This window comes from Labrenzia sp. 011, assembly GCF_003075075.1.
In the GTDB taxonomy this organism is placed as follows: domain Bacteria; phylum Pseudomonadota; class Alphaproteobacteria; order Rhizobiales; family Stappiaceae; genus Roseibium.
In genome coordinates this window covers 365,344-389,627 of sequence record NZ_QCYM01000002.1, presented here as the reverse complement: position 1 = coordinate 389,627, position 24,284 = coordinate 365,344, and the positions used below count along the sequence as shown (strand labels likewise).

The window sequence follows — 24,284 nt, the reverse complement described above, 5'->3', positions numbered from 1 at the left end:
ATACCCTCTTTCATGCGAGAATTGACCTCGCGCTCGCAAAGGGCCACTCTGCTCAATGTTGGTCTTGTTTCTCAAGGCCTTGCGACACCCCGAGCGGAGCAGTGCGATGACTGGCAGCGAAACGGCAGCTCCCCCTTTTGATATCTTCTCGTTGTCGGAAGATGTGCGCGAGCGGTTCGGCTGGTCGAATCAGGATCTCAACCGGGTCATGGAACAGCTCATGCCGGCCGCGCTCAACGGCTTTCGGTATTTCGGCGGCACGATTCCCGGCTTTGGTGATTTCCTCGGCCAGTCGCCGGCCTCGGCGCCGGGAGCGCATAATCCCTTCGCCGGTTACGGCGGCCTGTTCCAGGGACCTTCGCAGGCGGCGCTAACGCCGTTTTTCGGCCCGGAGGCCGTCCAGAAGGCGCTTGCCGGACAGATCGCCGGCCTGACCGGCCTGCAGGGTGACGCCATTCAGGAAATGATGCCCGTGGCCGCGACTCTCGCCATGGGGCAGGTGGCCCGGCCCTTCGTCCACGGCGAGGCGCGCAACCTTCTCGACGCCTATCTGCGCGGCTTCGCCCGCGGGCGGCCCAAGCCGCAGCCGACACCGGCCGACTATCTGCAGGGCTACGCCGAGGCCATGCAGGCCTTCTGGGGCGTCTTTCTGCAGCCCGCCAGGGTCGTCGAGTCCCCGGATGAGTCCGAGGAAGAGGCGGAGCCGGAGGAAGAGGACCTTCCGCAGGAGAGCGATGCTGCTGAAGGCGATTCGGACGAACCTTCGGAATTCGACGGAATGGTCTCCGACTGGATGGCCGCCGGACGTGACTTCCAGTCCAGTCAGTTCAACGCCTTCGACAGTTTCTTCAAGAAGGCGGCCAGGGATTTCGGGGAAACCTGATCCGGCCGCCACTCGCGCGCAAAAAAAGACCCGCCGGAAGGCGGGTCAGTTGCGTCAGCAAGGCTAATTGCCGACAGGGGCTGCATATCAGGTGTTCCGGACGGGATCAGGCGGCCAGCTGGCCGTTGTCCCTGGGGGCGTCGGTCTCCACGAGGGTGAGATCCGCCCGGGCCCGGGGCGCATTCGCCGGCTGCAACTGCCGCCTGCGCAGAGGCGCCGGGGACGCGTTCAAAAGGGAGGAAGTCGGGTCGCGATAGAAAGGCTCGGCCATGGCTCGGCGAACGTCGCTCCGGGTCAGGCCGACGTCCTCCAACTGCTCGTCCGACCAGTCCTTGAGTTCCGCAAACTGGCGCCGGTTGTTGAAAACACGCCATGCACGGGCAACCATCTGCCCGAAGAGCGCGAAGGACGGAGTGCTTGTGGTCTGTGTCATGGCATAGATCTCCTGTGAGCGGCCGGAGGAATTTCCGGCAGCCTGTTCCCGGCCAGCGATTGGCGGTCCTGTGTGTGGAACACCCTGTAGATGGCGGCTTTTCAAATATTATTCCAACGAATGTTTTTGATGCGATTGATCGAAAACCGTGATGTTATGAGGCGGAGCGTTTCGCCACTCCCGCACCGGCTGTCGGCGAAACGAAGCATTTCGCATTTGAATAGGTTTCGTGGTAAACATCAGTATGGCTTATATTTGAGGCGCTTATGCTCGATCTAGATCAGCTCCGGACATTTGTGGCGATTGCGGAAGGTGGCAGCTTCACCCGTGCCGCGGATAATGTGCACAAGACCCAGTCGGCGGTCTCCATGCAGATGCGCCGTCTGGAGGAACGTGTCGGAAAGCCGCTTTTTGTCCGGGTCGGCCGCCAGTCCCGCCTGACGGAACACGGCGAGCGGCTGTTGCATTACGCGCGCCGGCTGGTTCAGCTCAATGACGAAACCCTTGCCGCCTTCGACGACACGGAACTCGCCGGTCTGGTGCGGCTCGGCACGCCGGACGATTATGCCGACCGGTTCCTGCCGGAGATCCTGGCGCGGTTTTCGAGATCCAATCCCAAGGCGGAGGTGAGCGTGGTCTGCGCACCGACGCCCAATCTTGCCGACATGATCTCCGAAGGCGAGCTGGATGTGGCCATCATCACTCATGTCCAGAGGAAGGGCCGCAAGAATGTCGATCTGGTTCGCCGCGAGCCGCTGTTGTGGGTCGCCTCGGCCCGTCACGCGGTCGAGAACGAATCCCCGCTTCCTCTTGCGCTCGGCCGGGCGACCTGTGACTGGCGCAAGGCGGCGATCAACGCCCTGAGCGACCAGATGCGCGACCACCGGCTCCTGTATTCAAGCTGGAATTCGACTGCGGTCGGCGCGGCGGTACTTGCCGGCCTGGCGATTTCGGTGCTGCCGGAATCCGCCTTGAGGTCGGGCATGCGGGTTCTGACGGAAGCCGAAGGGTTTCCGCGCCTTCCCGATTGCGAGATCGGCATCATGCGGTCCTGGCACAACAGCTCCAGGGTCACCGACGCGCTGGTCGAGCATATCGTGTCCTCGCTCGATAACCTCTCGGTCCCCCTGGCGGCTGAATAGTTTACGTTCCGACTGGCTATAGTCTTGTATTTCAGAGGCTTACCGAAGCCGGTCGCTTTCGGGAGCGCGTAGATTGGCATTGAACTGTAAATGTTTGTGATGTATCGTCACAAGATCAATTCCAATCTCAAATCATCCGGACGGGCCGTGCGCCATCCCCAGGGTCCTAAATGAGTCACGCACTAGACATAGACCAGCTGCGCACGTTTCTGGCGATTGCCGAGCTGGGCAGCTTCACCAAGGCGGGTGAAGCCGTGCACAAGACCCAGTCGGCGGTCTCCATGCAGATGCGTCGTCTCGAGGAACGTGTGGGACAACCGATCTTCATCAAGGACGGCCGCCAGTCCAGGCTGACGGAGGACGGTCTCCGGCTGGTCGAATTTGCCCGGCGGATGATTCTTCTGAACGACGAGACCCTGTCGGCCTTCAATGGCGACAAGGAAGTCGGCCATGTGAAGCTTGGCGTGCCGGACGATTATGCGGACAGGCTGCTGCCGCAGGTCCTGGCAGCCTTCAACCGGCTCAATCCTTCCATCGAGGTTCAGGTGGAATGTTCGAGCAGTGCCAAGCTCACCGAAGCGATCCGGGAAGGACAGCTGGACGTGGCGATCACCACCTCCGGAGACACCCTCAACGTACGCGGGGAGATCATCCGTCGCGAACCGCTCTACTGGGTCACCTCGACCGAGCATTGCGCACACACCCAGGAAGTGGTTCGCCTGGCGCTGGGGCCCGCGTCCTGCAGTTGGCGCCGCCTTTCCATGGATGCGCTCGACCGTGCCGGTCGGCGCTATCGGGTGTCCTACACCAGCGCGAGTGCCGCCGGTCTCGTGGGCGCGGTCCAGACCGGTCTGGCCGTCACGGTCTTTCCGGAAAGCGCCATTCGGGACGGCATGCGCATCCTGGACGAACGGGACGGGTTTCCCTCCCTGCCGTTCTGCGACATTGCGTTGCTGCGCTCCGACGATGCCCGCGAGGTCATGCACGACACGCTCTGCAATCACCTGATTGCGGCCATCGGCAATGTCGGCAATGGGGTGGCCCAGATGGCGGCGGAATAGGTTCCGGCTCTTCGTCCGCGGGAATGTCCTGTGATCCGGCAAACTGCCCTCAGCGGGCGCGCAGCATGATCAGGTTTCCACCCAGAACGCAGAGCACTCCGGCGATCGCCAGCGGCGTCCAGTGATAGCCCTCGAAAATCGTCGACAGGGTCAGGGCGACGACCGGGAAGAGCACGGTCGCATAGCCGGCCCGCGCCGAGCCGATCCGCCCCAGCAGCCTCAGATAGGAGGCGAAGGCGATCACCGAGGCGATGATGGCCAGATAGACAAGACCGCCGAGATAGGTGGCCGACCACTCGATGGCGAAGCTCTGTCCCCTGAGAAGCGACACGATCCCCAGGAACACCATGCCGTAGACCATGCCCCAAGCGGTGGCCGGCGTGACGCCGATGCCGCGTTTCTGTGTGTCGGCGGAAAGCATGTTGCCGAAGCAGAAGGACAGCGTGCCGCCGACGCAAAAGGCCAGCCCGATCGCTGCCTGTGAATTGAATTCGGCGCCTGCGAGCTGCGGCCAGAACATCAGGCCGATGCCGATGAACCCCGCAAGGCCGGCGGTCAGTGCCAGCGGATTTGGCCGCTGACCGAAAAGAAGCAGACCCAGGAACAGGTTGAAGATGGACGTGGTGGAAAAGATCACCGCGAGCAGGCCGGAGGGCAGGTAGGAAGCCCCGTAGTAGAAGAGCGTGAAATTGGTCGAAAACAGGAACGCTCCGAGACCGGCGAAACGCAGATGGTCCCGGAACGGGAAGGACATCCGGTGTCCGCGGGCGGTGGCCCAGACCATCATCACCGCGGCCGCCAGAACGAACCGCCAGAAGACCGAGACTTCCGGCGAAACGTTGATCACCTGGCCTTTCATGGCGATCCAGCTGAATCCCCAGGCGAGCACCGTGGTGGCGTAAAGACCGTAATCGGCCGGTGTAAAGCCGGCGGTTTCCCTGCGCAGGGCAGGTGTTGCAACGCTCATGTGATACCGTCCAGACTGCGATACCGGCAATCTGGTCGCCGCTCGGCTTCAGAACAAGTGATTGTTTTTGATGTTCTCATCAGCAAATGCAATGTGTCATAAGCGACGGCAGCCGGAATGAACTCGAGATCCTCATGACCTTCCTTGTCATCGAAAACTACCCGGAAACCGGGCTCGGTCTTTTCGGAAGAACCGCGGCTGAGGCCGGAAAGGACTGGACATCGGTTCAGGCCCATCTCGGCGAACCGCTGCCGCGCGATGTCGACGGGTTCACCGGGCTCGTGGTGCTTGGCGGGGCACAGGATGCCCTGGCGGACGACGCCTGGCCGCATCTGCCGCTGGTCTGCGACCTGATCCGGACCTTTCACGCTCAGGACAAGCCCGTCCTGGGCATCTGCCTCGGATCCCAACTCATCGCACGCGCCTTCGGCGGCGGCAACATCCTGGGACGTCCCGTCGAGTTCGGTTGGCGTGAGGTCGTTCCGACCGAACAGGGCCGGGAAGATCGGGTGCTCAAGGCCCTGGGCGACGGCGGCCCGCAGTTTCACTGGCACAGCGACACGGTCACCCTGCCGGACGGAGCGGTGCACCTGGCGAAAAGCGCCATGACGCCCCTTCAGGCGTTCCGCATGGGCAGGGCGACCTATGCCATCCAGTTCCATCTGGAAATCGGGCTGGAGGACGCCCGCGCCTGGACGCGCGTCTTTGCCAAGGATATCCGCCGGCACACGCCCGACTGGGACAGGCGGTTCGAAACGCAGGCCCGTCTCCATGCTGCGCGGGCCGACAGCATCGGCACCGCGCTCTCCTCAGCCTGGCTTGCGTTGCTTTAGCGGATCTCCTTAGAGAACCAGATTGTGCCGGCCGACCTTGGTGATGTCGGTCTCGCCGCAAAGGCCCATGGTAATGTCGAGTTCCTTGTGCATGATCTCCAGAACCCTGGTGACACCTTCCTTGCCCATGGCTCCGAGACCGTAGATGAAGGCGCGGCCGATATAGGTGCTGTGGGCGCCCATGGCCACGGCCTTGAAGACGTCCTGACCGGAGCGGATGCCGCCGTCGAAATGAACCTCGATCCTGTCGCCGACCGCATCGACGATATCGCGCAACACGTCGTAGGACGCCAGCGCGCCGTCGAGCTGGCGGCCGCCGTGGTTCGACACCACGATGGCGTCCGCACCGATGTCGGCGGCGATCCTGGCGTCCTCGACATCATTGATGCCCTTGAGGATCAGCTTGCGATCCCAGTGCTTCTTGACCCACTCGACAGAGGACCAGTCAAGGGACGGATCGAACTGGCTCGCCGTCCATTCGGAGAGCGACGACATGTCGTCCACCCCCTTCACATGCCCGTGGATGTTGCCGAACTGGCGGCGGTTGGTCTTCAGCATGTTCCAGCACCAGCGGGGTTTCAATGCCAGATCGGCCAGAACCAGAGGCTTCGGCTTGGGGGGGGCGCTCAGGCCGTTCTTAATGTCCCGGTGACGCTGGCCGAGAACCTGCAGGTCGAGTGTCAGCACCAGGGCGGAACAGCCGGCTGACGTCGCGCGCTGCATCAGGCTTTCGGAAAAGCTCCGGTCGCGCATCACATAGAGCTGGAACCAGAAGGGCGCGCTGGTGTGCTCGGCGATGTCCTCGATGGAACAGATGCTCATGGTGGACAGCGTGAAGGGAACGCCGAACGCCTCTGCGGCCTGGGCCGCGAGGATTTCGCCGTCGGCATGTTGCATGCCGGTCAGGCCGACCGGGGCAAGCGCGACAGGCATTGCCACATCCTGACCGATCATTGTCGTCTTGACGGAGCGGTTGTCGATGTTGCGGGCCACGCGCTGGCGCAGCTTCTGGCGCTGGAGGGCGGCTTCATTTTCCCGGTAGGTGCTCTGGGTCCAGGAGCCGGTGTCGGCATAATCGTAAAACATCTTCGGCACCCGGCGTCTCGCCAGGGCTTGCAGATCCGCGACATCGGTCACAACTGTCATGGGAATTCCTCCAGAGCGTTCGGTTGGCTCAAAATGGATCAGTCTTGGGGCTTCCTGCCGGTTTCGACCGGAGGCCTGCTGATCTTGCGGGTTTCGATAGTCTCAGGCCGGCGAGCTGTTCCCGCCGGTCGGATGCTTCCGTGTCGGCCAGCGCGCCGCGCACATAGTCGATATGCGCTTCCGATGCCCGGCACGCGCTTTCCGGATCCTGGCCGGCAATGGCCGCCACGATGGCCTTGTGCTGTTGCAGCAGTTCGGCCCGGGCGGTCGGAAAGCGGTAGAGGCGGCCGCGATTGTAAAAGACGCCGTTCTCCAGCAGCCGGTAACAGGATCTCAGGGTGTGCAGCATCACCACGTTGTGGGCGGCTTCGCCCACGGCATGATGAAACTCCACATCCAGCCGCGCCTCGGCGGTCAGATCCTCGGTGTCATGGGCGGTCTGCATCCGGGAGACGATATCCTCGAGACGCGCCAGGTCGGAGGGGGCGGCCCGCAGGGATGCCAGCTCCGCAGCCTGGCTTTCGATGCTGCGGCGGAATTCGAAATAGTCGCTGACGGCGGATGGGTGTCGTGAAATCAGCTGGACGATCGCTTCGGAAAAGATCGGGCCGATCAGGTCGCAGACAAAGGTGCCGCCGCCCCGGCGCGATTCGATCAGGTCCCGTTCCTCGAGGCGTCTCAGGGCGTCCCGCAGAACGGGCCTCGACACCTTCAACTGGTCGGCAAGCTCCCTTTCCGGGGGCAGACGGTCACCGGATTGCAGCACACCCTTGAGGATCAGGTCCTCGATCTGATCCACCACCGCATCGGCGGTCTTCTGATGTTCGACGGGCTGAAACACGCAGCACCCCTTTCCTTCACGGGGAAAATAGTCCCGAAACCACAATTGGTCAATTTTCTTATCCAATTTTTCGCTGCGCAAATGTCGCGCCTGTGGCCCATCGCGGCGGGTACCGCAATCGGATAAGCTTTCTGCCGTTTCCGACAGGTGAAGCTGAAGGAGACCGGCTATCGGGATGAATGGGGGGGACCATTTGAAACAGCGCTCAGAAAACGGATCGTCCTTTCCCGCGTTCCGCACGTCTCCATTGCGGGAAAAGGTTCTGGGAGAGGTGCATGCCCGCCCGTTCCGGCCGCTTGCCGGTCCGCGAACCGTCCTTCATTACGCCTTTCTGACCAATGCCGAGCAGGCGGCGGAGGATCACGCCTGGCTCATCGAATTCTGCATTTCCAGGGGAGGTCACGGGCCGGCTGCCGGTGCGCGCCATCACCGGCTGTCTTTCGGTGGCGGCACGCTCAGCTGGGAACAGCATGCGGAATTCACCACCTATACCTGGGACGGTGCGGCCGGACCCGAAACACTTTTCGGCGCAATTCCGGCGTCTCACCCTTTCGGGGCGGCCTTCCGGGCGCCCGGCGATCTGCTGGTTGCGGTCCGACTGGAAGTGCGCGAGGACACCGAGGGTCCGGACTGGCGGGAAGGCTTTGACGCGACCAGTCTGACCGTCTCCGATGTGGAGGACCGGGCCGCCATGGTGGCGACCGACTTCCGCCAGGACGGCGATGGCCTCACCCGTTTCCTTGTGTTCAACCGCGCACTCAGCGACGTGCGCCTCGGGGCGGTTGTCCAGCGTCTTCTCGAGCTCGAGACCTATCGCACTCTGGCCATGCTGGGCCTGTTCGAAGCCACGGACCTGCAGCCGGAAATCCGGCGGTTCGAGATCGAACTGGCGGAATTGACGGGGCGGATAAGGGAAACTTCCGGACTGGGGGCGAACCAGGAGCTGCTCGGCAGGCTCAGCGAAATGGCCGCTGCCCTGGAGGCCGGGGCAACCGCAAGCGCCTTCCGCTTCGGTGCCAGCCGCGCCTATGACGGGATCGTCAAGGCAAGACTCACTGCGCTGAAGGAGGAGGCGGCGCCCGGAGACCTGTCGATGGCTTCGTTTCTGACCCGCCGCCTGACGCCTGCCATGCGCACGTGCCAGGCGATCGAGGACCGGCAGGCGATGCTGTCGCGCAAGCTCGCAAGAGCCACAACCCTGTTGCGTACCCGGGTGAACGTCGAACTGGAGGATCAGAACCGCAGGCTGCTTCAGTCAATGAACCGCCGGGCACAGCTGCAGTTGCGCCTGCAGCATACCGTCGAGGGCCTGTCGGTCGCGGCCGTGAGCTATTATGTGGTCGGGTTGATCTCGTATCTGGCCAAGGCTGCCAAGCAGAGCGGACTGCCGCTGCCCGATGCCAATGTCACCACCGGACTTGCCGTTCCCGTCGTCGTGCTGCTGATCTGGTGGTTCGTGCGGGGCATTCACAAGAAACACGGCGATCACTAGGCTCATGGAACCACGGGACACGGATCGCCGAGTGGGCAGGAACGCAATTGGAAGCGGACCGGCAGACCTGGGCGCATCCAGTGGAAGGGGTCTGCCGGTCCGGTCGTCGTAAAACGGGAGTGAACCTTATTTGGTCGTGCCGTCCGCGTTGAACTGCGCCAGATAGGCAATCACGTTCTCGCGGTCCTTTTCCTTCTTCAGGCCGGCGAAGGCCATCTTGCCCTTGGGGATGAGCTTCTTCGGCTTGGTCAGGTAGAAATCCAGCGTCTCCACATCCCAGACCTTGCCGTCCCCCACTTCAAGGAGAGACTTGGAGTACTTGTAGTTCTCGATTGAGCCGAAGGGACGGTCGACGATGCCGTTGAGCTCCGGTCCGACCTTGTTCTTGGCGCCTTCACCGACTGCATGGCAGGCTGCGCATTTCTTGAAAACCTTCTCGCCCTTGGCGGGGTCTCCGTCGGCACTTGCCTGAACGGTCAGTGCCAGAAGCGCCGTTCCGGCGATCATCAGCAAACGCTGCATGGTATTCTCCCTCAGTATTGTAAACTCGGCCCAACAGAACAGGATGTCGGGATGCGATGCAAGCGACGCACGGTCGCAGGCAGTTGTATCGCGGTCAGCTTGCCTGTGCGTTGTTCGGCAGCTGAAGCCAGTCTTCCAGCCCCGCATCCCAGTACGGGGACGAGCCGTAGAGGCGGGCGAGAAAGTCGATGAAAACCCGGACTTTCGCCGGCAGGAACTGGCGGCTCGGATAGACCGCGTAGAGACCGACATCCTTCGAGGCCCTGTAGTGCGGCAGCAGGATCTGCAGCTGGCCCGCCCGCAGTTCCGGCCCCACATCCCAGGTGGAGCGGAGCGCGATGCCGACGCCGGCCAGAAGACATTCCCGAACCACCTCGTTGGAGTTGGTCTTGATGGGGGCGCGGGTGCGGACGGTCACGATGCCGTCGGGACCGGCCAGCCGCCAGGGGTCCTGATTGGTTGCGGCCAGGGTGACGTGGTCGGCGGTCAGGTCATCGATGCTTTGGGGGAAGCCGTGTTTTTCCAGATAGGCCGGGCTGGCGCACAGGATCCGGTGCACGGGGGCAAGACGGCGGGCGACGAGACTGGAATCGGACAGTTCGGCGATACGGATCGCCAGATCATAGCCATCTCCGACAATATCAACGAAATCGTCGGAAAGATCGAGATTGACCGAAAGATCCGGGTTTTCGGTCAGGAATTTTCCCATGTGCGGGGCAATATGCAGGCGACCGAAGGAGGTCGGAACGGCGACCTTGAGAATGCCGCGGGCCCGGGCGGACCCGCGCGACACGAAGGATTCGGCTTCCTCCACCGAGGCCAGGATCGCAATGACACGCTCGTAAAATCCCTGTCCGGCTTCGGTCATGGCGATCTGGCGGGTCGTGCGCTGCAGCAGCCGCGTTCCCAGTTTTTCCTCAAGTCGGCGGATGCGCTTTGAGACGACCGCTGGCGACAGGTTCATTTCGCGCCCGGCCGCGGACATGCTGCCGGCGCTCACCACCCGGGCGAAAATTTCCATGTCGGTCAGATTGCTCATTTTCAATCTCTCAGAAAGACATCTATTATTTCCCGGACGTTTCCCTTCGCCGTGATACTTGCCAGACTTGGGGAAAGGCGTTGACCTACCACTTCTTGCTGCGTCAGGGCAATTTTCGTGGATCGGCAAACGTAGAATTGAAAGGAGTCCACTCTGTGACCGCGATCGCCATGCCTGCCCCGGACCGGGACGTTATTGCCCGGCGCCGGGAAATCCTGAGCGCGCTTCAGGCGATTGTTCCCGGAGAGGGCGTGATCCACGACGAACGCGAGATGCGCGCCTATGAGACGGACGCCCTCACGGCCTATCGCCAGCTTCCCCTGATCGTGGTTCTTCCCGAAACGGTCGAGCAGGTTTCCAGGGTTCTCAGGTACTGTCACGACAACGATGTCAAGGTGGTGCCGCGCGGGGCAGGGACCTCGTTGTCCGGCGGCGCCCTGCCGCTGGAGGATGGCGTGCTGCTGTCGATGATGAAGTTCAACCGGGTCCTGGACATCGATTTCGCCAACCGGGCGGTGGTCGTGCAGCCGGGGGTGACCAATCTCGGCATCACCCGGGCGGTGGAACAGGAGGGCTTCTACTATGCGCCGGATCCGTCCTCCCAGATCGCCTGTTCCATCGGCGGCAACATCGCGGAAAATTCCGGCGGGGTGCACTGCCTGAAATACGGTCTGACCACCAACAATGTGCTTGGCCTGGAAATGGTGCTGATCACCGGCGAGGTGATCCGCCTCGGCGGCAAGCACCTGGACAGTGAAGGCTATGACTTTCTGGCGCTGATGACCGGGTCCGAAGGCCTGCTGGGCGTGGTGACCGAGGTGACCGTCCGCATCCTGCAGAAGCCGGAAACCGCACGGGCCCTGCTGATCGGCTTTCCGGCCAGCGAGGCAGGCGGCCGCTGTGTTGCGGAAATCATCGCCGCAGGCATCATTCCCGGCGGCATGGAAATGATGGATCGACCCGCCATTCATGCCGCGGAGGATTTCGTCCATGCCGGCTATCCGCTCGATGTCGAGGCCCTGCTGATCGTCGAGCTTGACGGGCCGGAGGGCGAGGTCGACTACCTGATCGGCCGGGTCGAGGAAATCGCCCGGGCCAATGAGGCCAGCCATGTGAGGATTTCGCAGAGCGAAGAGGAACGCATGACCTTCTGGGCGGGCCGCAAGGCGGCATTTCCGGCGGTCGGGCGTATTTCGCCGGACTATCTGTGCATGGACGGTACCATCCCGCGCCGCGAACTGCCGAAGGTTCTCGCGCGGATGCGCGAACTGGGCGAAAAGCACGGGCTTCGCGTCGCCAACGTCTTTCACGCCGGTGACGGCAATCTGCATCCGCTGATCCTGTACGATGCCAACAAGCCGGGAGAACTGGAGGCCGCCGAAGCCTTCGGCGCCGACATCCTGCGCCTGTGCGTCGAGGTCGGCGGCGTTCTGACCGGCGAACATGGTGTGGGCATCGAGAAGCGTGACCTGATGCCGGCGATGTTCTCCGAGGACGATCTCAAGCAGCAGCAGCGGGTCAAATGCGCCTTCGATGAAAAGCATCTGCTCAATCCGGGCAAGGTGTTTCCCCTGCTACATCGCTGCGCTGAACTCGGCAAAATGCACGTGCACAAGGGCCAGCTGCCTTTCCCCGACATCCCGCGCTTCTGAGGAATTCCCCAAATGGATGCAACGTTCAAACCGCGCGACACGCGGCAGGTCGAAGACGCGGTGAAATGGGCGGCCGGCGAGGAGCGGCCGCTGGAAGTCGTCGGGCAGGGATCCAAAAGGAAACTCGGACGTCCGGTCCAGGCGGCCCATGTTCTGGACCTGTCGGATCTCACCGGCATCGAGACCTACGAACCGGCGGAGCTTGTTCTGACCGTGAAGGCCGGCACACCGGTCGCCGAGGTCGAAAAGCTGGTCGCCGACAACGGCCAGGAGCTTTCCTTCGAGCCGATGGATTACGGTCCTCTGCTGGGCGGAGATCCGGGCAGGGGAACCATCGGTGGCGTTCTTGCCGCCAACCTCTCCGGCCCGCGCCGTATCAAGTCAGGCGCCGCGCGGGATCACGTGCTTGGCATGGAAGCGGTCTCCGGGCGCGGGGAAATCTTCAATTCCGGCGGCAAGGTGGTCAAGAACGTGACCGGATACGACCTTCCCAGAGCGCTTTGCGGGGCCTTCGGCACCCTGGCCGTCGCAACCACGGTCACCCTCAAGGTCAATCCGAAACCGGAAACCGCGGCGACCTTTGTGCTCGGCGGTCTGAATGAGGCGGATGCCATCGACGCCCTGTGCCGGGCGATGGGCTCCTCGGCGGAGGTTTCCGGCGCCGCCCATCTGCCGCAGGATGTCGACGGCGAGGCCGGCAAGACGCTCCTTCGGCTGGAAGGCTTCGAGGCTTCGGTCGACTACAGGTTCAGGACGCTGGAAAAGCTGCTCGCGGACTTCGGCACGCCCGTCCGCCTCGCTCAACCGGAGACCGAGACCCTGTGGCGGAGCATCCGCGATGTCCTGCCGTTTGCGCAGGCCGAAACACCTGTCTGGCGGCTGTCCGTGGCACCGGCATCCGGTCCCCGGCTCGTGGAGCTCGTGAAGGAGAAGGTCGACGCAACGGCGTTCTATGACTGGAGCGGCGGTCTCGTCTGGCTGTCGTGCAACGATGGCGCAATTCATCACACGGAAATCCGTGCGGCGCTCGAGGAAGCGGGCGGGGGGCACGCGACACTCGTGCGGGCCGATCCCTCGGTCCGTTCGACCGTGCCGGTGTTCCAGCCTCAGGCTGCTCCCCTGGCGGCGCTCACCCGGCGTCTGAAGGAACAGTTCGATCCCAAGGGCATTCTAAACGCTGGACGAATGGTGGCGGGTGTGTAGTCTGACCGGTGCCTTTTTACGCGAAAATTTTCAGCGGAGACTGTTATGAATGAAAAATCGGATGTTGCAGGTTACCTGGAACCCGGCGGAAAGAATGTCAGCCTCGTTTACATCCTTTATCTCGTCAGTATTCTGATCGGCTTCACGTCACTGATCGGCATTATCTTCGCCTATCTGAACAGGGGAAAGGCCGGGGGCTGGGTCGACAGCCACTATACCTTCCAGATCCGCACCTTCTGGATCGGTATCCTCTTCGCGCTGATCGGTATCGTCCTGACCTTTGTCTTCATCGGCATCTTCCTGCTGATCGCGGTGCTGATCTGGATGATCATTCGCTGCATCAAGGGTCTCCAGCTCGCCGCGCGCGGTGAACCGGTACCGAATCCGCAGACCTGGATGTTCTGAACAGCCCGAGAGCGTTGAGAATGTTGTTGCGAGGTCCGTCCGCAGTCCAGCGGGCGGGCCTTGTGCGTGTGTGCGACAATTCATTCCGCTCCGATGTTGCTCTTGTTCCCGAAAGGCGCCTTGTGCGCGGATGGTCCACCCCCTACGATCCGCGTCATTCGGAAGGAGAGACCCACGGGAAAAGCGGGTAGTTGAGGGGCGTAGGACACCATGCAGACCAATTTCACCGCAGAGCAGCTGAAGGACACTCATGTCGCGGAATCCGAAAAGATCCTGCGCAAATGCGTTCATTGCGGTTTCTGCACGGCGACCTGTCCGACCTTCACGCTTCTGGGGGATGAGCTCGACAGCCCGCGCGGCCGGATCTACCTGATCAAGGACATGCTGGAAAACGACCGGCCTGCCGACGAGAAGATCGTCAAGCATGTCGACCGGTGCCTGTCCTGCCTTGCCTGCATGACCACCTGTCCGTCCGGGGTGCATTACATGCATCTCGTTGACCATGCCCGTGCCCATATCGAAAAGACCTACAGGCGACCGGTTGCCGACAGGCTGCTGCGGTCCGTCCTTGCCCTCATCCTGCCCTATCCGAAACGGTTCCGCCTTGCCCTGGTCGGCGCCTTTTTCGCCCGTCCGCTCGCCGGAGCCTTCAAGGCGCTGGGCGGTCCCTTGGCAAAGATCGGCGCGATGCTGGAACTGGCGCCTGCAAGAGCGCCCGGCCGGGGGCAGCATGAAGGACCCGGCGTGTTCAGCACCGAAACGGCTGTCCGCAAGGGCCGTGTGGCCCTGCTGGGCGGCTGCGCTCAGCCCGTGCTGGATCCGGGAATCAATGACGCCACCATCCGGCTGCTCGGCCGGGCCGGCTATGAGGTCGTCCTGCCGGAAGGCGAAGTCTGCTGCGGTGCGCTCGTCCATCACATGGGCCGGGAGGACTCTGCCCTGGAAAACGCCCGCCGCAATGTGGACGTCTGGACGCGTGAATTGGAATCGGGGGGACTGGACGCCATCCTGATCACGGCGTCCGGCTGCGGCACGACGATCAAGGATTATGGCTACATGCTCAGAGAGGACCCGGCCTATGCACAGAAGGCCGAAAGGGTTTCCGCGCTGGCGAAGGATGTGACCGAATTTCTGGCGGACATCGAGCTTGGCGTGCCCGCTCTCAGGCCGGATCTGACCGTTGCCTATCATTCCGCCTGTTCCATGCAGCACGGCCAGAAGATCACCCGTCAGCCGAAGGAGCTCCTGACCGCCGCCGGCTTCAGGGTCCGGGATGTCCCAGAAGGGCATCTGTGCTGCGGATCGGCCGGCACATACAATATTCTTCAGCCGGAGATCGCCCGCCGCCTGCGCGACAGGAAGGTGGCCAACATCGCGACAACACGGCCGGACGTGATCGCCACCGGCAATATCGGCTGCATGACCCAGATCGGGCTGGGGACCGACATCCCGATCCTGCACACGGTCGAACTGCTGGACTGGGTCTATGGCGGACCGCAGCCGGAGAGCGTATCGGCTGGCGCATCTGTCGAGGCCCCTTCGCAGGAAGCCTGACCGGCCTGCCGGGTCAGCCTTCGCGTGTTCCCAGTTGCACCGGTGTGGACTCGGGGGTGGTGTCCGGCGACGCGCCCGAAAGCCGGAGCGTGCGTTCCAGGAGCTGTTCGTAGATCGGCCGCCCGCCCAGATGATGGGCGGTGAGGGATGCGGTGGTGCAGGTAACGAGAACCGGCATGATCAGCGCATAGGCACCGGTCAGTTCCATCACCAGCACGACCCCGACAAGCGGTGCGCGCACCGATGCGGCGAAAAAACCGCCCATGGCGGCGATCGCGCAGGCGACCCGGAAGTCATCGTCCACCGAAGGCAGGATCTCTCCCGTTGCGGTGCCGAAGGCAAGGCCGGCGCAGGTCGCGATGGACAGCATGGGCGCGAAGATCCCGCCCGGGACGCCCGAGGCATAGGAAAACAGAACGCCGCTGAAACGCAGCAGCGTGAGCAGCACCAAGGCCAGCACGCCATAGTGGGAGGTGACGAGTTTGTGCACCAGGTCCTCGCCGCCGGTGGTCGCGGCCGGAAAGGCAATCAGAAGGGCGCCGGTGACCCCGCCGACAGCAAGTGCCGGCAGCCAGCGGAACCTGGATGGAATCTTCTGGAAAAGGTCCATGACCGCGATCAGCACCCAGTTGAAAAACACGCCGAGCGCGCCAAGAAGAATGCCCAGGCCGGCGAGCAGGGCGAAGCTCCAGACCGGAACATAGGTCACCTTGACCAGCAGCGGCGGACCGATATGAGTGAGCTGCACCGTGACTGCCGCGCTCACGATCGAGGCGATGATGACTGCCATGTAGGTGCGGTAGCCGAAGGGGAACTGCCGTCTTGTTTCCTCTACGATGAACAGGATGGCGGCCAGCGGCGCATTGAAGGCGGCGGCAAGACCGGCGGCAGCGCCAGCAGCCAGAAGGCCCTTGTGATCGGACGGCGAAAGCCCCTGCGATCTGGAGAACGCTTCGGCCGTCATGGCGCCCATGTGGATGGTCGGACCTTCCCTGCCGAGCACCAGGCCCGATCCGAGGGCGAGCAGCCCGCCGAAGAACTTGACGATCAGGACCCGTGACCAGTGGAGAGGCCGCTTGTCCTCCATTGCGCCCTCGATCTCCTGGATACCGCTGCCCGCCGCTTCCGGCGCGACGCGCTGGACCAGAACAAATGCCGCGGCGACCCCTGCGCCGGATATGGCGATCGACACCGCATAGGGCAGAAAGCCTGTCCCGAGCGATGTTCTGAGCGACGCATATTGCGCGAAGAGGAACTCAACGCCGGAGTGGAAGACGGTCGCGAGCCCCCCGACGAGCAGCCCGACGAGGGCCGCCTTCAGGAAATAGCCCGCATCTGGTCCCAGGGAAAAGAGTTTCATGCGTTCTGTCATGCCTCGGACCGGCTTTTTTCAGGGGAAGGGGAAAAACTGGGAAGATGGCCGCAGCAGATAGCAAAGAAACCGGACGCCGTGCAAGAGACGCCCTCCGTCATTGGCGGCCCCTGTTCGAGCCGCCCGGTTTCCGGAAAGCTGTTACAGCGGTAACGGCCGGCTCACATCACGATGACCTTGGTGCCGACGCCGACCCGTTCGTAGAGGTCCGTCACGTCTTCGTTGCGCATGCGGATGCAGCCGGAGGAAACGGCGTGACCGATGGTCCAGGGCTGGTTGGAGCCATGGATGCGGTACAGCGTCGAACCGAGGTAGAGGGCGCGGGCCCCGAGCGGGTTCTGCGGACCGCCCGCCATGAACGTCGGCAGATCCGGCCGGCGCTTGCGCATTTCCGCGGGCGGACGCCAGTCCGGCCATTCCGCCTTGCGGGTGACCTTGTGCGTCCCGGCCCATTCGAAACCGGGTTTGCCGACGCCGACGCCGTAGCGCCGGGCGGTGCCGTCATTCTGGACGAGGTAAAGATACTTGGCGTTGGTGTCGATCACGATCGTGCCGGGTTTCTGCTTGCCGTCGTAATCGACGATCGTCGGCAGGAACTGGGGGGCTATCTGACGGCTCTTGGGGGCGCTTGCCTGCGGCTGCGGCCGCTGGCGCACCGGCTGCTGGCGGGGAGACCACCAGTTGGCACGACGGACCTGCGGCTGCACCACCTGACGCCGCTGAACCGGGGCGGCCGTGCGCCGGGTGCCCCGGGGCTGCAATTGCAGAACCCATGGTTCCGTCAGATTGGGACTGAGGACGAGCGGCGGCGGAGACACCTGCCCGGCAACCGCCAGGGAACCGGCAAGACCGGTATTGAGGACCAGGGCTCCGGCCAGAACCAGCACCCTGGAAGAGGCAATGCGTAATTGGAACATGGTTGTACTCTTGAAACTTGTCATCGGCCAGGTTCAGCGGATTTTGAGTCCGCCAGTTAACGGATTGGAAATGATGATAAGCGTGCCGGCTCTTTCAAAAGTGAATCTGGATCATAGTATTCCGGCAATCGTTTCTTATGGTTAGCTTATGGTTGAGAAACAGCCTTAATGAAATACTTTCCGCAGGGGCAAGGCGCAGGCCGCCGCCATCGGCTGCATTGAAATCCCTGGTCTTTCGGGCGAGCCTTGGTTAACGCACGCGCTGGCGGGCGTCGCGCACCACCAGCGGCAGGACGGCCCGCGCCTGCTGCAGCGACATGCCCGGCCGGATGCGCGGATCGTAAAGCATGTTCAAAATGAGCTGGTCGAAGACCGTAAACCGGCTGTGACGCGAGGAATCGTTAAACACCGAGTGGGTGAGCGCCTCGTCGTCATTCATCGGCCCCAGCCCCTGCAGGATTTCCTCCACCAGACAGCGCTTGAAGAGGAATTCCCCTTCATCGGAAACGATCACCGCGGCGGAACGTTTGATACCCTTTCGGCCGGAGACGACCCGCACAAGGCAGCGCCCGGGGACCTTCGCGCGCTCGCTCTTGTAGATATTCTGTTTGACGACCCGCTCATACTGGGCGCGGTCGACCACATAGACCTCGAAATTCGCTTCGGCGGGATCGCGCGCGATCCCCGTCGTCAGTCCGGCGACCCGCTTCCCGATCTCCTGAACGAAACGGTGGACCGTCCGTGTCCGGTCGATGGCGGAAAGATTGTGAATCCGGAACAGGACCGGCCGGGTGAATTTCTTGACCAGATACGGCCGCCAGCTCCAGCTGCGATACTCCAGACCGAATACGGTCTTCTCGAACCCCTGCAGAAGCTCCTCGGTGGAGAAAGTGTTGTTTCCTGCGGCCGCGGGATGGACGGCCAGAAACCCCGCAAGGAGGAATGTTGAAAGAAGACGCATGGCTCTCATTCAGGTCGATGCGCCGTCTGCGGCGAATGCAGGATATGTCAGCTCGGTGATTTGGCAGGTGGTGACTGGCTTTGGCATGCGGCGAGCTGTTCCGTTGATTTGGCCGGAGGATAGCCAATGGCCCCGAAAGAGGGAAGCCAAGAAACGGTTACCAAAGGTCAAAAGGCAGCTACCGCTTGGGCAAGCATTGGAAAAACAATTCTTTAAGCTTCCCGGGCTATAAACGTCGCACCATATGAATTGAATACGCCAGCACTGGCGCGGGACGGGAGTAGGCATGGCCGCGGTAAAGAGATCCTTTCGGGCGGAGAGCTTGATACGCATGAATTCCGGGGCCACCGAGAACCCCGCTTTTGCTGAAGAACGCCGCCATCAGGAGCTCCTGACAGAATTGGCCAGCGTAAAATCCCTGATCCAGAATGGAGACGGAGAGCAGCAGACGAAGGCTTCGCTGGACCCGGAGGCCATGAGCGCCAAGCTGATGGCGGAGTTCCGCAAGGAAATGTCCGAAGCGGCCAAGCTCAAGGTTGAGCTCGACGCCATCTATGAAGCCATCGCGCAGACCAAGAAGGAAATCGCGACACTTCATCAGACCACCGGCTCCGAAAGCCAGGAAATGGCGCGCGTCACCAACGAGCTGGATGCGGTCGTTGACGGGACGGAGGGGGCAACGGATTCAATCCTCTCCGCGGCCGAATTCATCGACGAGACTGCCAACACCCTGTCTGCCAGGGTCGACGGTCCGGATTCGGAACTCGCCGTGGACATCCGGGACAAGGTCGTCGAGATTTTCGAGGCCTGCAATTTTCAGGATCTGACCGGACAGCGCATCTCCAAGGTGGTCGGAACCCTGCGCTTCGTGGAGGACCGCATCACGCAGATGATGGATATCTGGGGCGGCATCGAGAGCTTCAAGGACATTGAAGTGGAACAACGCGACCAGAAGGAAGGCGACGCCGCGCTGCTCAACGGCCCGTCGCTGGACAACGATGTGGACGTTGCCTCCCAGGACGATATCGACGCCCTGTTTGCCTGACGCCTTCAGGACATGTTTCGAAAGACCCGGCCCTGTGCCGGGTTTTTTGTTTCCCGCAGGGAAGCCGCCATGGCAATTCTCCTTGCGCCCGGGTCATTTCGGCCTTACCAGAAAGAGAACAAAAAGGGAATAAAGGCAGGATTATGGTGGAGCAGGACAGCGGCAGCACGAGGAAGGCGGAGCGCGATCCGGTCACCGGATTGCTCGTGGGAAGCGACGGCCAGGCGCGGTGCTGGTGGCACGGCAATCTGGAGGACTACCAGCGTTATCACGATACCGAGTGGGGCTGGCCGGTCGACGAGGACCGTCGCCTGTTCGAGAAAGTCTGTCTGGAAGGCTTTCAGTCGGGCCTGTCCTGGCTGACCATCCTGCGCAAACGCGACGCCTTCCGCGCGGCCTTCGCCAATTTCGAGTTCGAGACCGTTGCCGGCTTCACCGAAGCGGATGTCGAGCGTTGCCTGGGCGATGCCGGTATCGTGCGCCATCGCAGGAAGATCGAATCCACCATCAACAACGCCAGACGCGCTCTGGAACTGAAGGCCGAATTCGGCACCCTGGCGGCCTATTTCTGGTCTTTCGAGCCACGCCCGGAGAACCGCCCGGAAAAACTCGATTTCGCCACGGCAAGAACGCTCGGCAAGACGGAAGAGAGCACGGCGCTGTCGAAGGATCTGAAAAAACGCGGCTGGAGTTTCGTCGGCCCCACCACCATCTACGCCTTCATGCAATCCATGGGAATGGTCAACGATCACCTTGAAGGCTGCTGCTGCCGGGAGCAGATCGAACAGGCGCGGGCGGATTTCAAAAGACCGCGGTGAGGCGGAGTGCGTCGCTTCCCACAATCTGACCCGCAATCTCCGGACGGCATGCCTCAGCACTGAATTGATCGAATTGTCCGTACGCTCGCCGCGAATGCCTCACCGGACGCAGCGAAGCGGAGATCCGGGGGCCACTGGCAGTGCGGCTTTCCGAAGCAAGGGTCATCTGCGCAGCAGGTTCAGCCCCCGCTTTGCAAGTGTCCGCGATACCGCATGTCCGGGCCTGCATTGAGCGGAGCGATCCCTCCCGACGCTCTGGAAACGAGTAGGCCCCGGCTCGGCGCTGCGCTTGGCCGGGGAGGCAGGGAGAAGCAGCCGCCGGCGCGCCAGAATTGCGAAAGGCCTTAGCCGCGCACCTTGTCCTTCAGCGGGGTGAAGAGGTGGTTGTCTCGTGAAAAGACATAGTCGAGCGTTTCGACGGTGACCGTTTCCGCGCCTTCCTGAATGAGGCGCTGGGCGCAGTCGGCGACGGCGTCTTTCGGGCACAGCACGCTGACATGATGGCTGTCGGCCACGTCGGAGAATCTCTGCAGGGCACCGATCTGGCTGACGGATCTGAGTGCCTGCATGCGGTCGTCGACAACGGCCTTGACCAGCTTGACGTCGCGCGCGGCTTCCTCGGCCGCGACCCGGTCCAGAATGGCCCGTGCCGCCGCAAGGGCGGTCTGCGACCAGTCGGCGCCGAGCGAGGCGACCAGATTGGCCTGGCTCTTCAGGATCACGCCATCGGGCAGGATCTTGAGGTTGTTGGCCTGCAGCGTTGCTCCGGTCGTGGTGATGTCGACGATCAGTTCCGCCGACCCGGCGGCGGGGGCGCCTTCCGTTGCGCCGGCGCTTTCCACGATCCGATAGTCGGCAATGCCGTGCCGGGCGAAAAAGGCCCGCGTGAGCGTGACATATTTGGTCGCGACCCTGAGGCGGCGGCCATGGCGGTTGCGGAAATCCGAGGCGACATCGGACAGGTCCGCCATGGTTTCCACATCGATCCAGGCCTTCGGCACGGCAACGACCACATCCGCGGAGCCGAAGCCCAGCGGCGTGACGATGTGCACCGAAGTCTCCGGAGCGGTGATGTTCTCATGCACCAGATCGAGCCCGGTGATGCCGAAATGGACGGAGCCGTCGGCAAGGGAACGGGCGATCTCCGAGGCCGACAGGAAGGCGATCTCCACATCGGCGAGGCCCTTGATGGCGCCCCGGTAATTGCGCGCGCCCCCCGGTTGCAGCACCTTCAGGCCCGCCCGGCCGAAGAACGCGTGGGTGTTTTCCTGAAGGCGGCCCTTGGAGGGAATGGCAATGATCAGTTTGCTCATGGGTCAGCCCTTCGCGCTCTTGGCAATGCGGTCAAGCCACATGGAAAAGCCGATGGCCGGAACATCCTGTTCGGCGCCCAGCAATGTCACCAGCTTGTCGTAGCGGCCGCCGCCGACAAGCGGTCCCTCGACCGTGCCGGACGTTGCGTGAATCTCGAAAACGAAGCCGGAATAATAATCGAGGCGCCGGCCGAACTCGGCGGCGAAGCTCAACCGTGCCGGATCGATTCCGCCGGCATCGAGCGCCGCGAGACGTTGCTCGAAGGCGGCCAGGGGCGTGTCGAGCCCGAGGCCGAAGTCGCGGCTGAAGTCGCGCAGCACCTTCGGGGCCATGGCGCCATCCGCCTTCAGGGCGAGATAGGCCCTCAGGGTTTCGGCCGCCTTGTCGTGGCCGCGCGCGCCACTGGCCAGGGCCGCCTGTTCCAGGAACCGGTCGGCGATCTCGCCCGGCGTGCGGCCGCCGACGGCGGAGATGCCGGCGATGGACAAAAGGTCCTCGACAACCGCATGGGCCGCTTCCGGATCGGCGCCTTCCAGCGCCGACAGGAAGCCGAGACGCACGTCGCGGCTGTCGTCATCGGAGGATGCGCCTCCGGCCATGCGGCCGATGGCGTCGGCCAGCCGGTCGGTCTCGCCGAAGAGATCGCGCAGGCGGCGGCGCCAGACGGACGGCAGGTCGAGGCCTTCCAGGATGGCGGCGAAGAGGGTCTCGTCACCGATCCGGATGGAACAGCCGTCGAGGCCGAAGATTTCCAGAGCGCGGACGGAAAGCGCCAGCAGGTCCGCGTCCGCCTGTGCGGTATCTGTCCGTCCGAGGCTTTCCGCGCCCAGTTGCGGAATTTCGCCCAGACCGTCCGGGCGCTGGCGGAACACCGGGCCGTTGTAACAATAGGCGGCGGGCAGTTTCGCGTGATCGCGGGCCAGGTGATGGCGGCAGACCGGAATGGTGAAGTCGGGCCGCAGGCACAGGTCGATGCCGTCCGTGCCGCTGGTCAGGAACAGACGGCGGCGGATGTCCTCGCCGGTCAGGTCCAGAAAGACATCGGCCGGCTGCAGGATCGGCGGGCTGACAAGGTCATGGCCCTGTGTCCCGAACAGCTCCAGAACCGCCTCGATCTGTGCCGGGTCCATGCCGGCCGTCTGTGCCGTCGTCATCGATCAGCCCTCGCTCGCCCGTTTGCGGTCGTCCGCCTGACCGTCCAGAATGCCGCGGACCGTTTCCAGCAGGTCCGCTTCCTTGACGGTGACCTGTGCCGGGCGGCTTTCGCGCCAGGTGACGTTGTCGGCGATTTCCTCGGACAGGCGCTTGCCCTCGATCAGGTCCTTGATCTGGACCTCACCGGCTTCCCGCTCGTCCGATCCCTGGATGATGGCGATCGGGCAGCCGCGCCGGTCGGCGTATTTGAGCTGGTTGCCGAACTTCTTCCAGTTGCCCTGATACATCTCGGCGCGGATGCCTGCATTTCGCAGGTCCTGGGCCATCTTCTGGTAGCGTCCGAGCGCTTCCACGTCGCCGTCCATGACGGTGACCAGCACCGGGGCGGTCACGTCGGACGTGTTCAGCTTGCCGAGGTTCTTCAGCGCCGTCATCAGGCGGGAAACGCCGATGGAAAAGCCGGTGGCCGGAACGTCGCGGCCGGTAAAGCGCTTGACCAGCCCGTCATAGCGCCCGCCGCCACCGACGGAGCCGAACTGGACCACTTCGCCTTTTTCATTTGTCACGTCGAACAGGAGTTCAGCCTCGAATACCGTTCCCGTATAGTACTCTAGTCCACGGACGCAAGAAGGGTCAGCAATAATGCGGTCAATCCCGTATCCACAAGATTGCACCAAATTAATCAGATTCCCGATTTCAGCGCCTGCGTCTAAAATATCTTGGTGGTCATCAAAGATATAATTCAAGTGTTCGTTGAAACTCTTGCGGTCTTGAAGCTCACCTTTCACATCGACCAAATTTGCGATCATATCGATTTGGTTTGTGTCGAGCCCTGCCCCCTTGGTGAAGTCGCCGCTGTCGTCCTTGCGGCCCTCGCCCAGGAGAAGCTTCACACCTTCAACGCCGAACTTGTCCAGCTTGTCGATCGCCCGCAGCACGGTTAGCCGCCGTTCCGCCTGATCTTCGCCGCCGAGGCCGATCGCTTCCAGAACCCCGTCCAGAACCTTGCGGTTGTTGACCCGGATCACATATTGCCCGCGCGGAATCCCGAGGGCTTCCATGGTGTCGGCCATCATCATGCACATTTCGGCATCCGCCTGGACGCCCGGCGCGCCGACCGTGTCGGCGTCGAACTGCATGAACTGGCGGAAGCGGCCCGGGCCCGGCTTCTCGTTGCGGAACACCCAACCGGCCCGGTAGGTACGGTAGGGAAGCTGGATCTCGTTGATGTTCTCCGACACATGACGGGCAAGCGGCGCCGTCAGGTCGTAGCGCAGGCTCATCCACTGTTCGTCGTCGTCCTGCACGGAAAACACGCCCGCATTCGGGCGGTCCGTGTCCGGCAGGAACTTGCCGAGGCAGTCGGTATATTCGAAGGCGGGCGTTTCTACCGGGTCGAAGCCGTAGCGCTCGTAGACGGCGCGGATCCTTGCCAGCATCTCGTCCGTGGCGCGGATGTCCTGTGCGGAGCGGTCAACGAAGCCGCGCGGCAGGCGGGCCTTCAGTTTGTTCGGTTTCTTGGCCATGAA

23 protein-coding genes are annotated in these 24,284 nt (G+C 62.8%); 11 read left to right on the top strand and 12 right to left on the bottom strand.

Annotated elements, in window-relative coordinates; all coding sequences use genetic code 11:
* Window positions 1-106: 106 nt before the first annotated feature.
* Window positions 107-883, top strand: coding sequence for a hypothetical protein (locus DCO57_RS04570; RefSeq protein WP_116697646.1), 777 nt, complete (start codon window positions 107-109; stop codon window positions 881-883).
* A 106-nt stretch (window positions 884-989) separates the two neighbouring features.
* Here the strand turns inward: DCO57_RS04570 and DCO57_RS04565 are convergent, their stop codons facing one another.
* Entirely contained in the window at window positions 990-1,316 is a 327-nt protein-coding gene (locus tag DCO57_RS04565; protein ID WP_116697645.1) for a DUF1127 domain-containing protein, read from the bottom strand.
* 266 nt (window positions 1,317-1,582) lie between these two features.
* Here DCO57_RS04565 and DCO57_RS04560 point away from each other — a divergent pair, with 266 nt between their 5' ends.
* Together DCO57_RS04560 and DCO57_RS04555 are read left to right on the top strand one after the other, a co-directional pair.
* Entirely contained in the window at window positions 1,583-2,458 is an 876-nt protein-coding gene (locus tag DCO57_RS04560; RefSeq protein WP_116697644.1) for a LysR substrate-binding domain-containing protein, read from the top strand.
* A gap of 170 nt (window positions 2,459-2,628) precedes the next feature.
* Window positions 2,629-3,519: a LysR substrate-binding domain-containing protein gene (locus DCO57_RS04555; RefSeq protein WP_116697643.1), complete on the top strand. Its 891-nt coding sequence runs from the start codon at window positions 2,629-2,631 to the stop codon at window positions 3,517-3,519.
* Between the two features lie 49 nt (window positions 3,520-3,568).
* Here DCO57_RS04555 and DCO57_RS04550 read toward each other — a convergent pair whose 3' ends face one another.
* Window positions 3,569-4,486, bottom strand: a complete 918-nt coding sequence (locus tag DCO57_RS04550; RefSeq protein WP_116697642.1) for a DMT family transporter — start codon at window positions 4,484-4,486, stop codon at window positions 3,569-3,571.
* Window positions 4,487-4,620: 134 nt separating this feature from the next.
* On the opposite strand from DCO57_RS04550, the gene DCO57_RS04545 reads away from it, so the two are divergent.
* On the top strand, window positions 4,621-5,319 hold the full coding sequence (locus tag DCO57_RS04545) for a type 1 glutamine amidotransferase (protein WP_116697756.1): 699 nt from the start codon (window positions 4,621-4,623) through the stop codon (window positions 5,317-5,319).
* A 9-nt stretch (window positions 5,320-5,328) separates the two neighbouring features.
* Here DCO57_RS04545 and DCO57_RS04540 read toward each other — a convergent pair whose 3' ends face one another.
* Both DCO57_RS04540 and DCO57_RS04535 read right to left on the bottom strand, forming a co-directional pair.
* Window positions 5,329-6,465 (bottom strand): alpha-hydroxy acid oxidase, encoded by a 1,137-nt coding sequence (locus tag DCO57_RS04540; RefSeq protein ID WP_116697641.1) that lies wholly within the window; start codon window positions 6,463-6,465, stop codon window positions 5,329-5,331.
* A gap of 28 nt (window positions 6,466-6,493) precedes the next feature.
* A complete protein-coding gene (locus DCO57_RS04535; protein WP_116697640.1) occupies window positions 6,494-7,306 on the bottom strand; it encodes a FadR/GntR family transcriptional regulator in 813 nt (270 codons plus the stop codon).
* A gap of 193 nt (window positions 7,307-7,499) precedes the next feature.
* Here DCO57_RS04535 and DCO57_RS04530 point away from each other — a divergent pair, with 193 nt between their 5' ends.
* Window positions 7,500-8,798 carry a DUF3422 domain-containing protein gene (locus tag DCO57_RS04530; protein ID WP_116697755.1) on the top strand — a complete coding sequence of 433 codons (1,299 nt, stop codon included), beginning with the start codon at window positions 7,500-7,502 and terminating at the stop codon, window positions 8,796-8,798.
* A 126-nt stretch (window positions 8,799-8,924) separates the two neighbouring features.
* Here the strand turns inward: DCO57_RS04530 and DCO57_RS04525 are convergent, their stop codons facing one another.
* Both DCO57_RS04525 and DCO57_RS04520 read right to left on the bottom strand, forming a co-directional pair.
* Complete coding sequence (locus tag DCO57_RS04525) at window positions 8,925-9,320, bottom strand: cytochrome c family protein (protein WP_116697639.1); 396 nt, start codon at window positions 9,318-9,320, stop codon at window positions 8,925-8,927.
* A gap of 94 nt (window positions 9,321-9,414) precedes the next feature.
* Entirely contained in the window at window positions 9,415-10,359 is a 945-nt protein-coding gene (locus tag DCO57_RS04520; RefSeq protein WP_116697638.1) for a LysR family transcriptional regulator, read from the bottom strand.
* Between the two features lie 155 nt (window positions 10,360-10,514).
* On the opposite strand from DCO57_RS04520, the gene DCO57_RS04515 reads away from it, so the two are divergent.
* The 4 genes from DCO57_RS04515 (at window position 10,515) to glcF (ending at window position 15,173) form a co-directional block, all read left to right on the top strand.
* Window positions 10,515-12,011 carry an FAD-linked oxidase C-terminal domain-containing protein gene (locus DCO57_RS04515; protein WP_116697637.1) on the top strand — a complete coding sequence of 499 codons (1,497 nt, stop codon included), beginning with the start codon at window positions 10,515-10,517 and terminating at the stop codon, window positions 12,009-12,011.
* 12 nt (window positions 12,012-12,023) lie between these two features.
* A complete protein-coding gene (gene glcE, locus DCO57_RS04510) occupies window positions 12,024-13,214 on the top strand; it encodes a glycolate oxidase subunit GlcE (RefSeq protein WP_116697636.1) in 1,191 nt (396 codons plus the stop codon).
* A gap of 45 nt (window positions 13,215-13,259) precedes the next feature.
* Entirely contained in the window at window positions 13,260-13,619 is a 360-nt protein-coding gene (locus DCO57_RS04505; protein ID WP_116697635.1) for a DUF4870 domain-containing protein, read from the top strand.
* A gap of 210 nt (window positions 13,620-13,829) precedes the next feature.
* A complete protein-coding gene (gene glcF / locus DCO57_RS04500) occupies window positions 13,830-15,173 on the top strand; it encodes a glycolate oxidase subunit GlcF (RefSeq protein ID WP_116697634.1) in 1,344 nt (447 codons plus the stop codon).
* 13 nt (window positions 15,174-15,186) lie between these two features.
* Here the strand turns inward: glcF and clcA are convergent, their stop codons facing one another.
* The 3 genes from clcA to DCO57_RS04485 form a co-directional block, all read right to left on the bottom strand.
* Entirely contained in the window at window positions 15,187-16,533 is a 1,347-nt protein-coding gene (gene clcA, locus DCO57_RS04495) for a H(+)/Cl(-) exchange transporter ClcA (RefSeq protein ID WP_116697754.1), read from the bottom strand.
* Between the two features lie 173 nt (window positions 16,534-16,706).
* Window positions 16,707-17,462, bottom strand: a complete 756-nt coding sequence (locus tag DCO57_RS04490; protein ID WP_116697753.1) for a L,D-transpeptidase — start codon at window positions 17,460-17,462, stop codon at window positions 16,707-16,709.
* A 250-nt stretch (window positions 17,463-17,712) separates the two neighbouring features.
* Window positions 17,713-18,423 (bottom strand): DUF2927 domain-containing protein, encoded by a 711-nt coding sequence (locus tag DCO57_RS04485; RefSeq protein WP_208977789.1) that lies wholly within the window; start codon window positions 18,421-18,423, stop codon window positions 17,713-17,715.
* 331 nt (window positions 18,424-18,754) lie between these two features.
* Here DCO57_RS04485 and DCO57_RS04480 point away from each other — a divergent pair, with 331 nt between their 5' ends.
* Window positions 18,755-19,468, top strand: coding sequence for a protein phosphatase CheZ (locus tag DCO57_RS04480; protein ID WP_208977788.1), 714 nt, complete (start codon window positions 18,755-18,757; stop codon window positions 19,466-19,468).
* A 143-nt stretch (window positions 19,469-19,611) separates the two neighbouring features.
* Entirely contained in the window at window positions 19,612-20,286 is a 675-nt protein-coding gene (locus DCO57_RS04475) for a DNA-3-methyladenine glycosylase I (RefSeq protein ID WP_116697631.1), read from the top strand.
* A gap of 344 nt (window positions 20,287-20,630) precedes the next feature.
* Here DCO57_RS04475 and hisG read toward each other — a convergent pair whose 3' ends face one another.
* The 3 genes from hisG to hisS are packed head-to-tail and all read right to left on the bottom strand — an operon-like array spanning window position 20,631 to window position 24,281.
* Window positions 20,631-21,599 (bottom strand): ATP phosphoribosyltransferase, encoded by a 969-nt coding sequence (gene hisG / locus DCO57_RS04470; RefSeq protein WP_116697630.1) that lies wholly within the window; start codon window positions 21,597-21,599, stop codon window positions 20,631-20,633.
* 3 nt (window positions 21,600-21,602) lie between these two features.
* Entirely contained in the window at window positions 21,603-22,754 is a 1,152-nt protein-coding gene (locus DCO57_RS04465) for an ATP phosphoribosyltransferase regulatory subunit (protein WP_116697629.1), read from the bottom strand.
* A 3-nt stretch (window positions 22,755-22,757) separates the two neighbouring features.
* Window positions 22,758-24,281, bottom strand: coding sequence for a histidine--tRNA ligase (gene hisS / locus DCO57_RS04460; protein ID WP_116697628.1), 1,524 nt, complete (start codon window positions 24,279-24,281; stop codon window positions 22,758-22,760).
* Window positions 24,282-24,284 lie beyond the last annotated feature (3 nt).

Excerpts from the sequence above, each read along its gene's own strand:
- DCO57_RS04520 (WP_116697638.1), bottom strand. The coding sequence starts at position 10,359 with ATGAGCAATCTGACCGACATGGAAATTTTCGCCCGGGTGGTGAGCGCC.
- hisG (WP_116697630.1), bottom strand. The coding sequence starts at position 21,599 with ATGAGCAAACTGATCATTGCCATTCCCTCCAAGGGCCGCCTTCAGGAA.
- hisS (WP_116697628.1), bottom strand. The coding sequence starts at position 24,281 with ATGGCCAAGAAACCGAACAAACTGAAGGCCCGCCTGCCGCGCGGCTTC.
- clcA (WP_116697754.1), bottom strand. The coding sequence starts at position 16,533 with ATGAAACTCTTTTCCCTGGGACCAGATGCGGGCTATTTCCTGAAGGCG.
- DCO57_RS04570 (WP_116697646.1), top strand. The coding sequence starts at position 107 with ATGACTGGCAGCGAAACGGCAGCTCCCCCTTTTGATATCTTCTCGTTG.
- DCO57_RS04475 (WP_116697631.1), top strand. The coding sequence starts at position 19,612 with ATGGTGGAGCAGGACAGCGGCAGCACGAGGAAGGCGGAGCGCGATCCG.
- DCO57_RS04525 (WP_116697639.1), bottom strand. The coding sequence starts at position 9,320 with ATGCAGCGTTTGCTGATGATCGCCGGAACGGCGCTTCTGGCACTGACC.
- DCO57_RS04555 (WP_116697643.1), top strand. The coding sequence starts at position 2,629 with ATGAGTCACGCACTAGACATAGACCAGCTGCGCACGTTTCTGGCGATT.
- glcF (WP_116697634.1), top strand. The coding sequence starts at position 13,830 with ATGCAGACCAATTTCACCGCAGAGCAGCTGAAGGACACTCATGTCGCG.
- glcE (WP_116697636.1), top strand. The coding sequence starts at position 12,024 with ATGGATGCAACGTTCAAACCGCGCGACACGCGGCAGGTCGAAGACGCG.
- DCO57_RS04505 (WP_116697635.1), top strand. The coding sequence starts at position 13,260 with ATGAATGAAAAATCGGATGTTGCAGGTTACCTGGAACCCGGCGGAAAG.
- DCO57_RS04465 (WP_116697629.1), bottom strand. The coding sequence starts at position 22,754 with ATGACGACGGCACAGACGGCCGGCATGGACCCGGCACAGATCGAGGCG.
- DCO57_RS04480 (WP_208977788.1), top strand. The coding sequence starts at position 18,755 with ATGAATTCCGGGGCCACCGAGAACCCCGCTTTTGCTGAAGAACGCCGC.
- DCO57_RS04565 (WP_116697645.1), bottom strand. The coding sequence starts at position 1,316 with ATGACACAGACCACAAGCACTCCGTCCTTCGCGCTCTTCGGGCAGATG.
- DCO57_RS04545 (WP_116697756.1), top strand. The coding sequence starts at position 4,621 with ATGACCTTCCTTGTCATCGAAAACTACCCGGAAACCGGGCTCGGTCTT.
- DCO57_RS04485 (WP_208977789.1), bottom strand. The coding sequence starts at position 18,423 with ATGCGTCTTCTTTCAACATTCCTCCTTGCGGGGTTTCTGGCCGTCCAT.
- DCO57_RS04560 (WP_116697644.1), top strand. The coding sequence starts at position 1,583 with ATGCTCGATCTAGATCAGCTCCGGACATTTGTGGCGATTGCGGAAGGT.
- DCO57_RS04490 (WP_116697753.1), bottom strand. The coding sequence starts at position 17,462 with ATGTTCCAATTACGCATTGCCTCTTCCAGGGTGCTGGTTCTGGCCGGA.
- DCO57_RS04550 (WP_116697642.1), bottom strand. The coding sequence starts at position 4,486 with ATGAGCGTTGCAACACCTGCCCTGCGCAGGGAAACCGCCGGCTTTACA.
- DCO57_RS04540 (WP_116697641.1), bottom strand. The coding sequence starts at position 6,465 with ATGACAGTTGTGACCGATGTCGCGGATCTGCAAGCCCTGGCGAGACGC.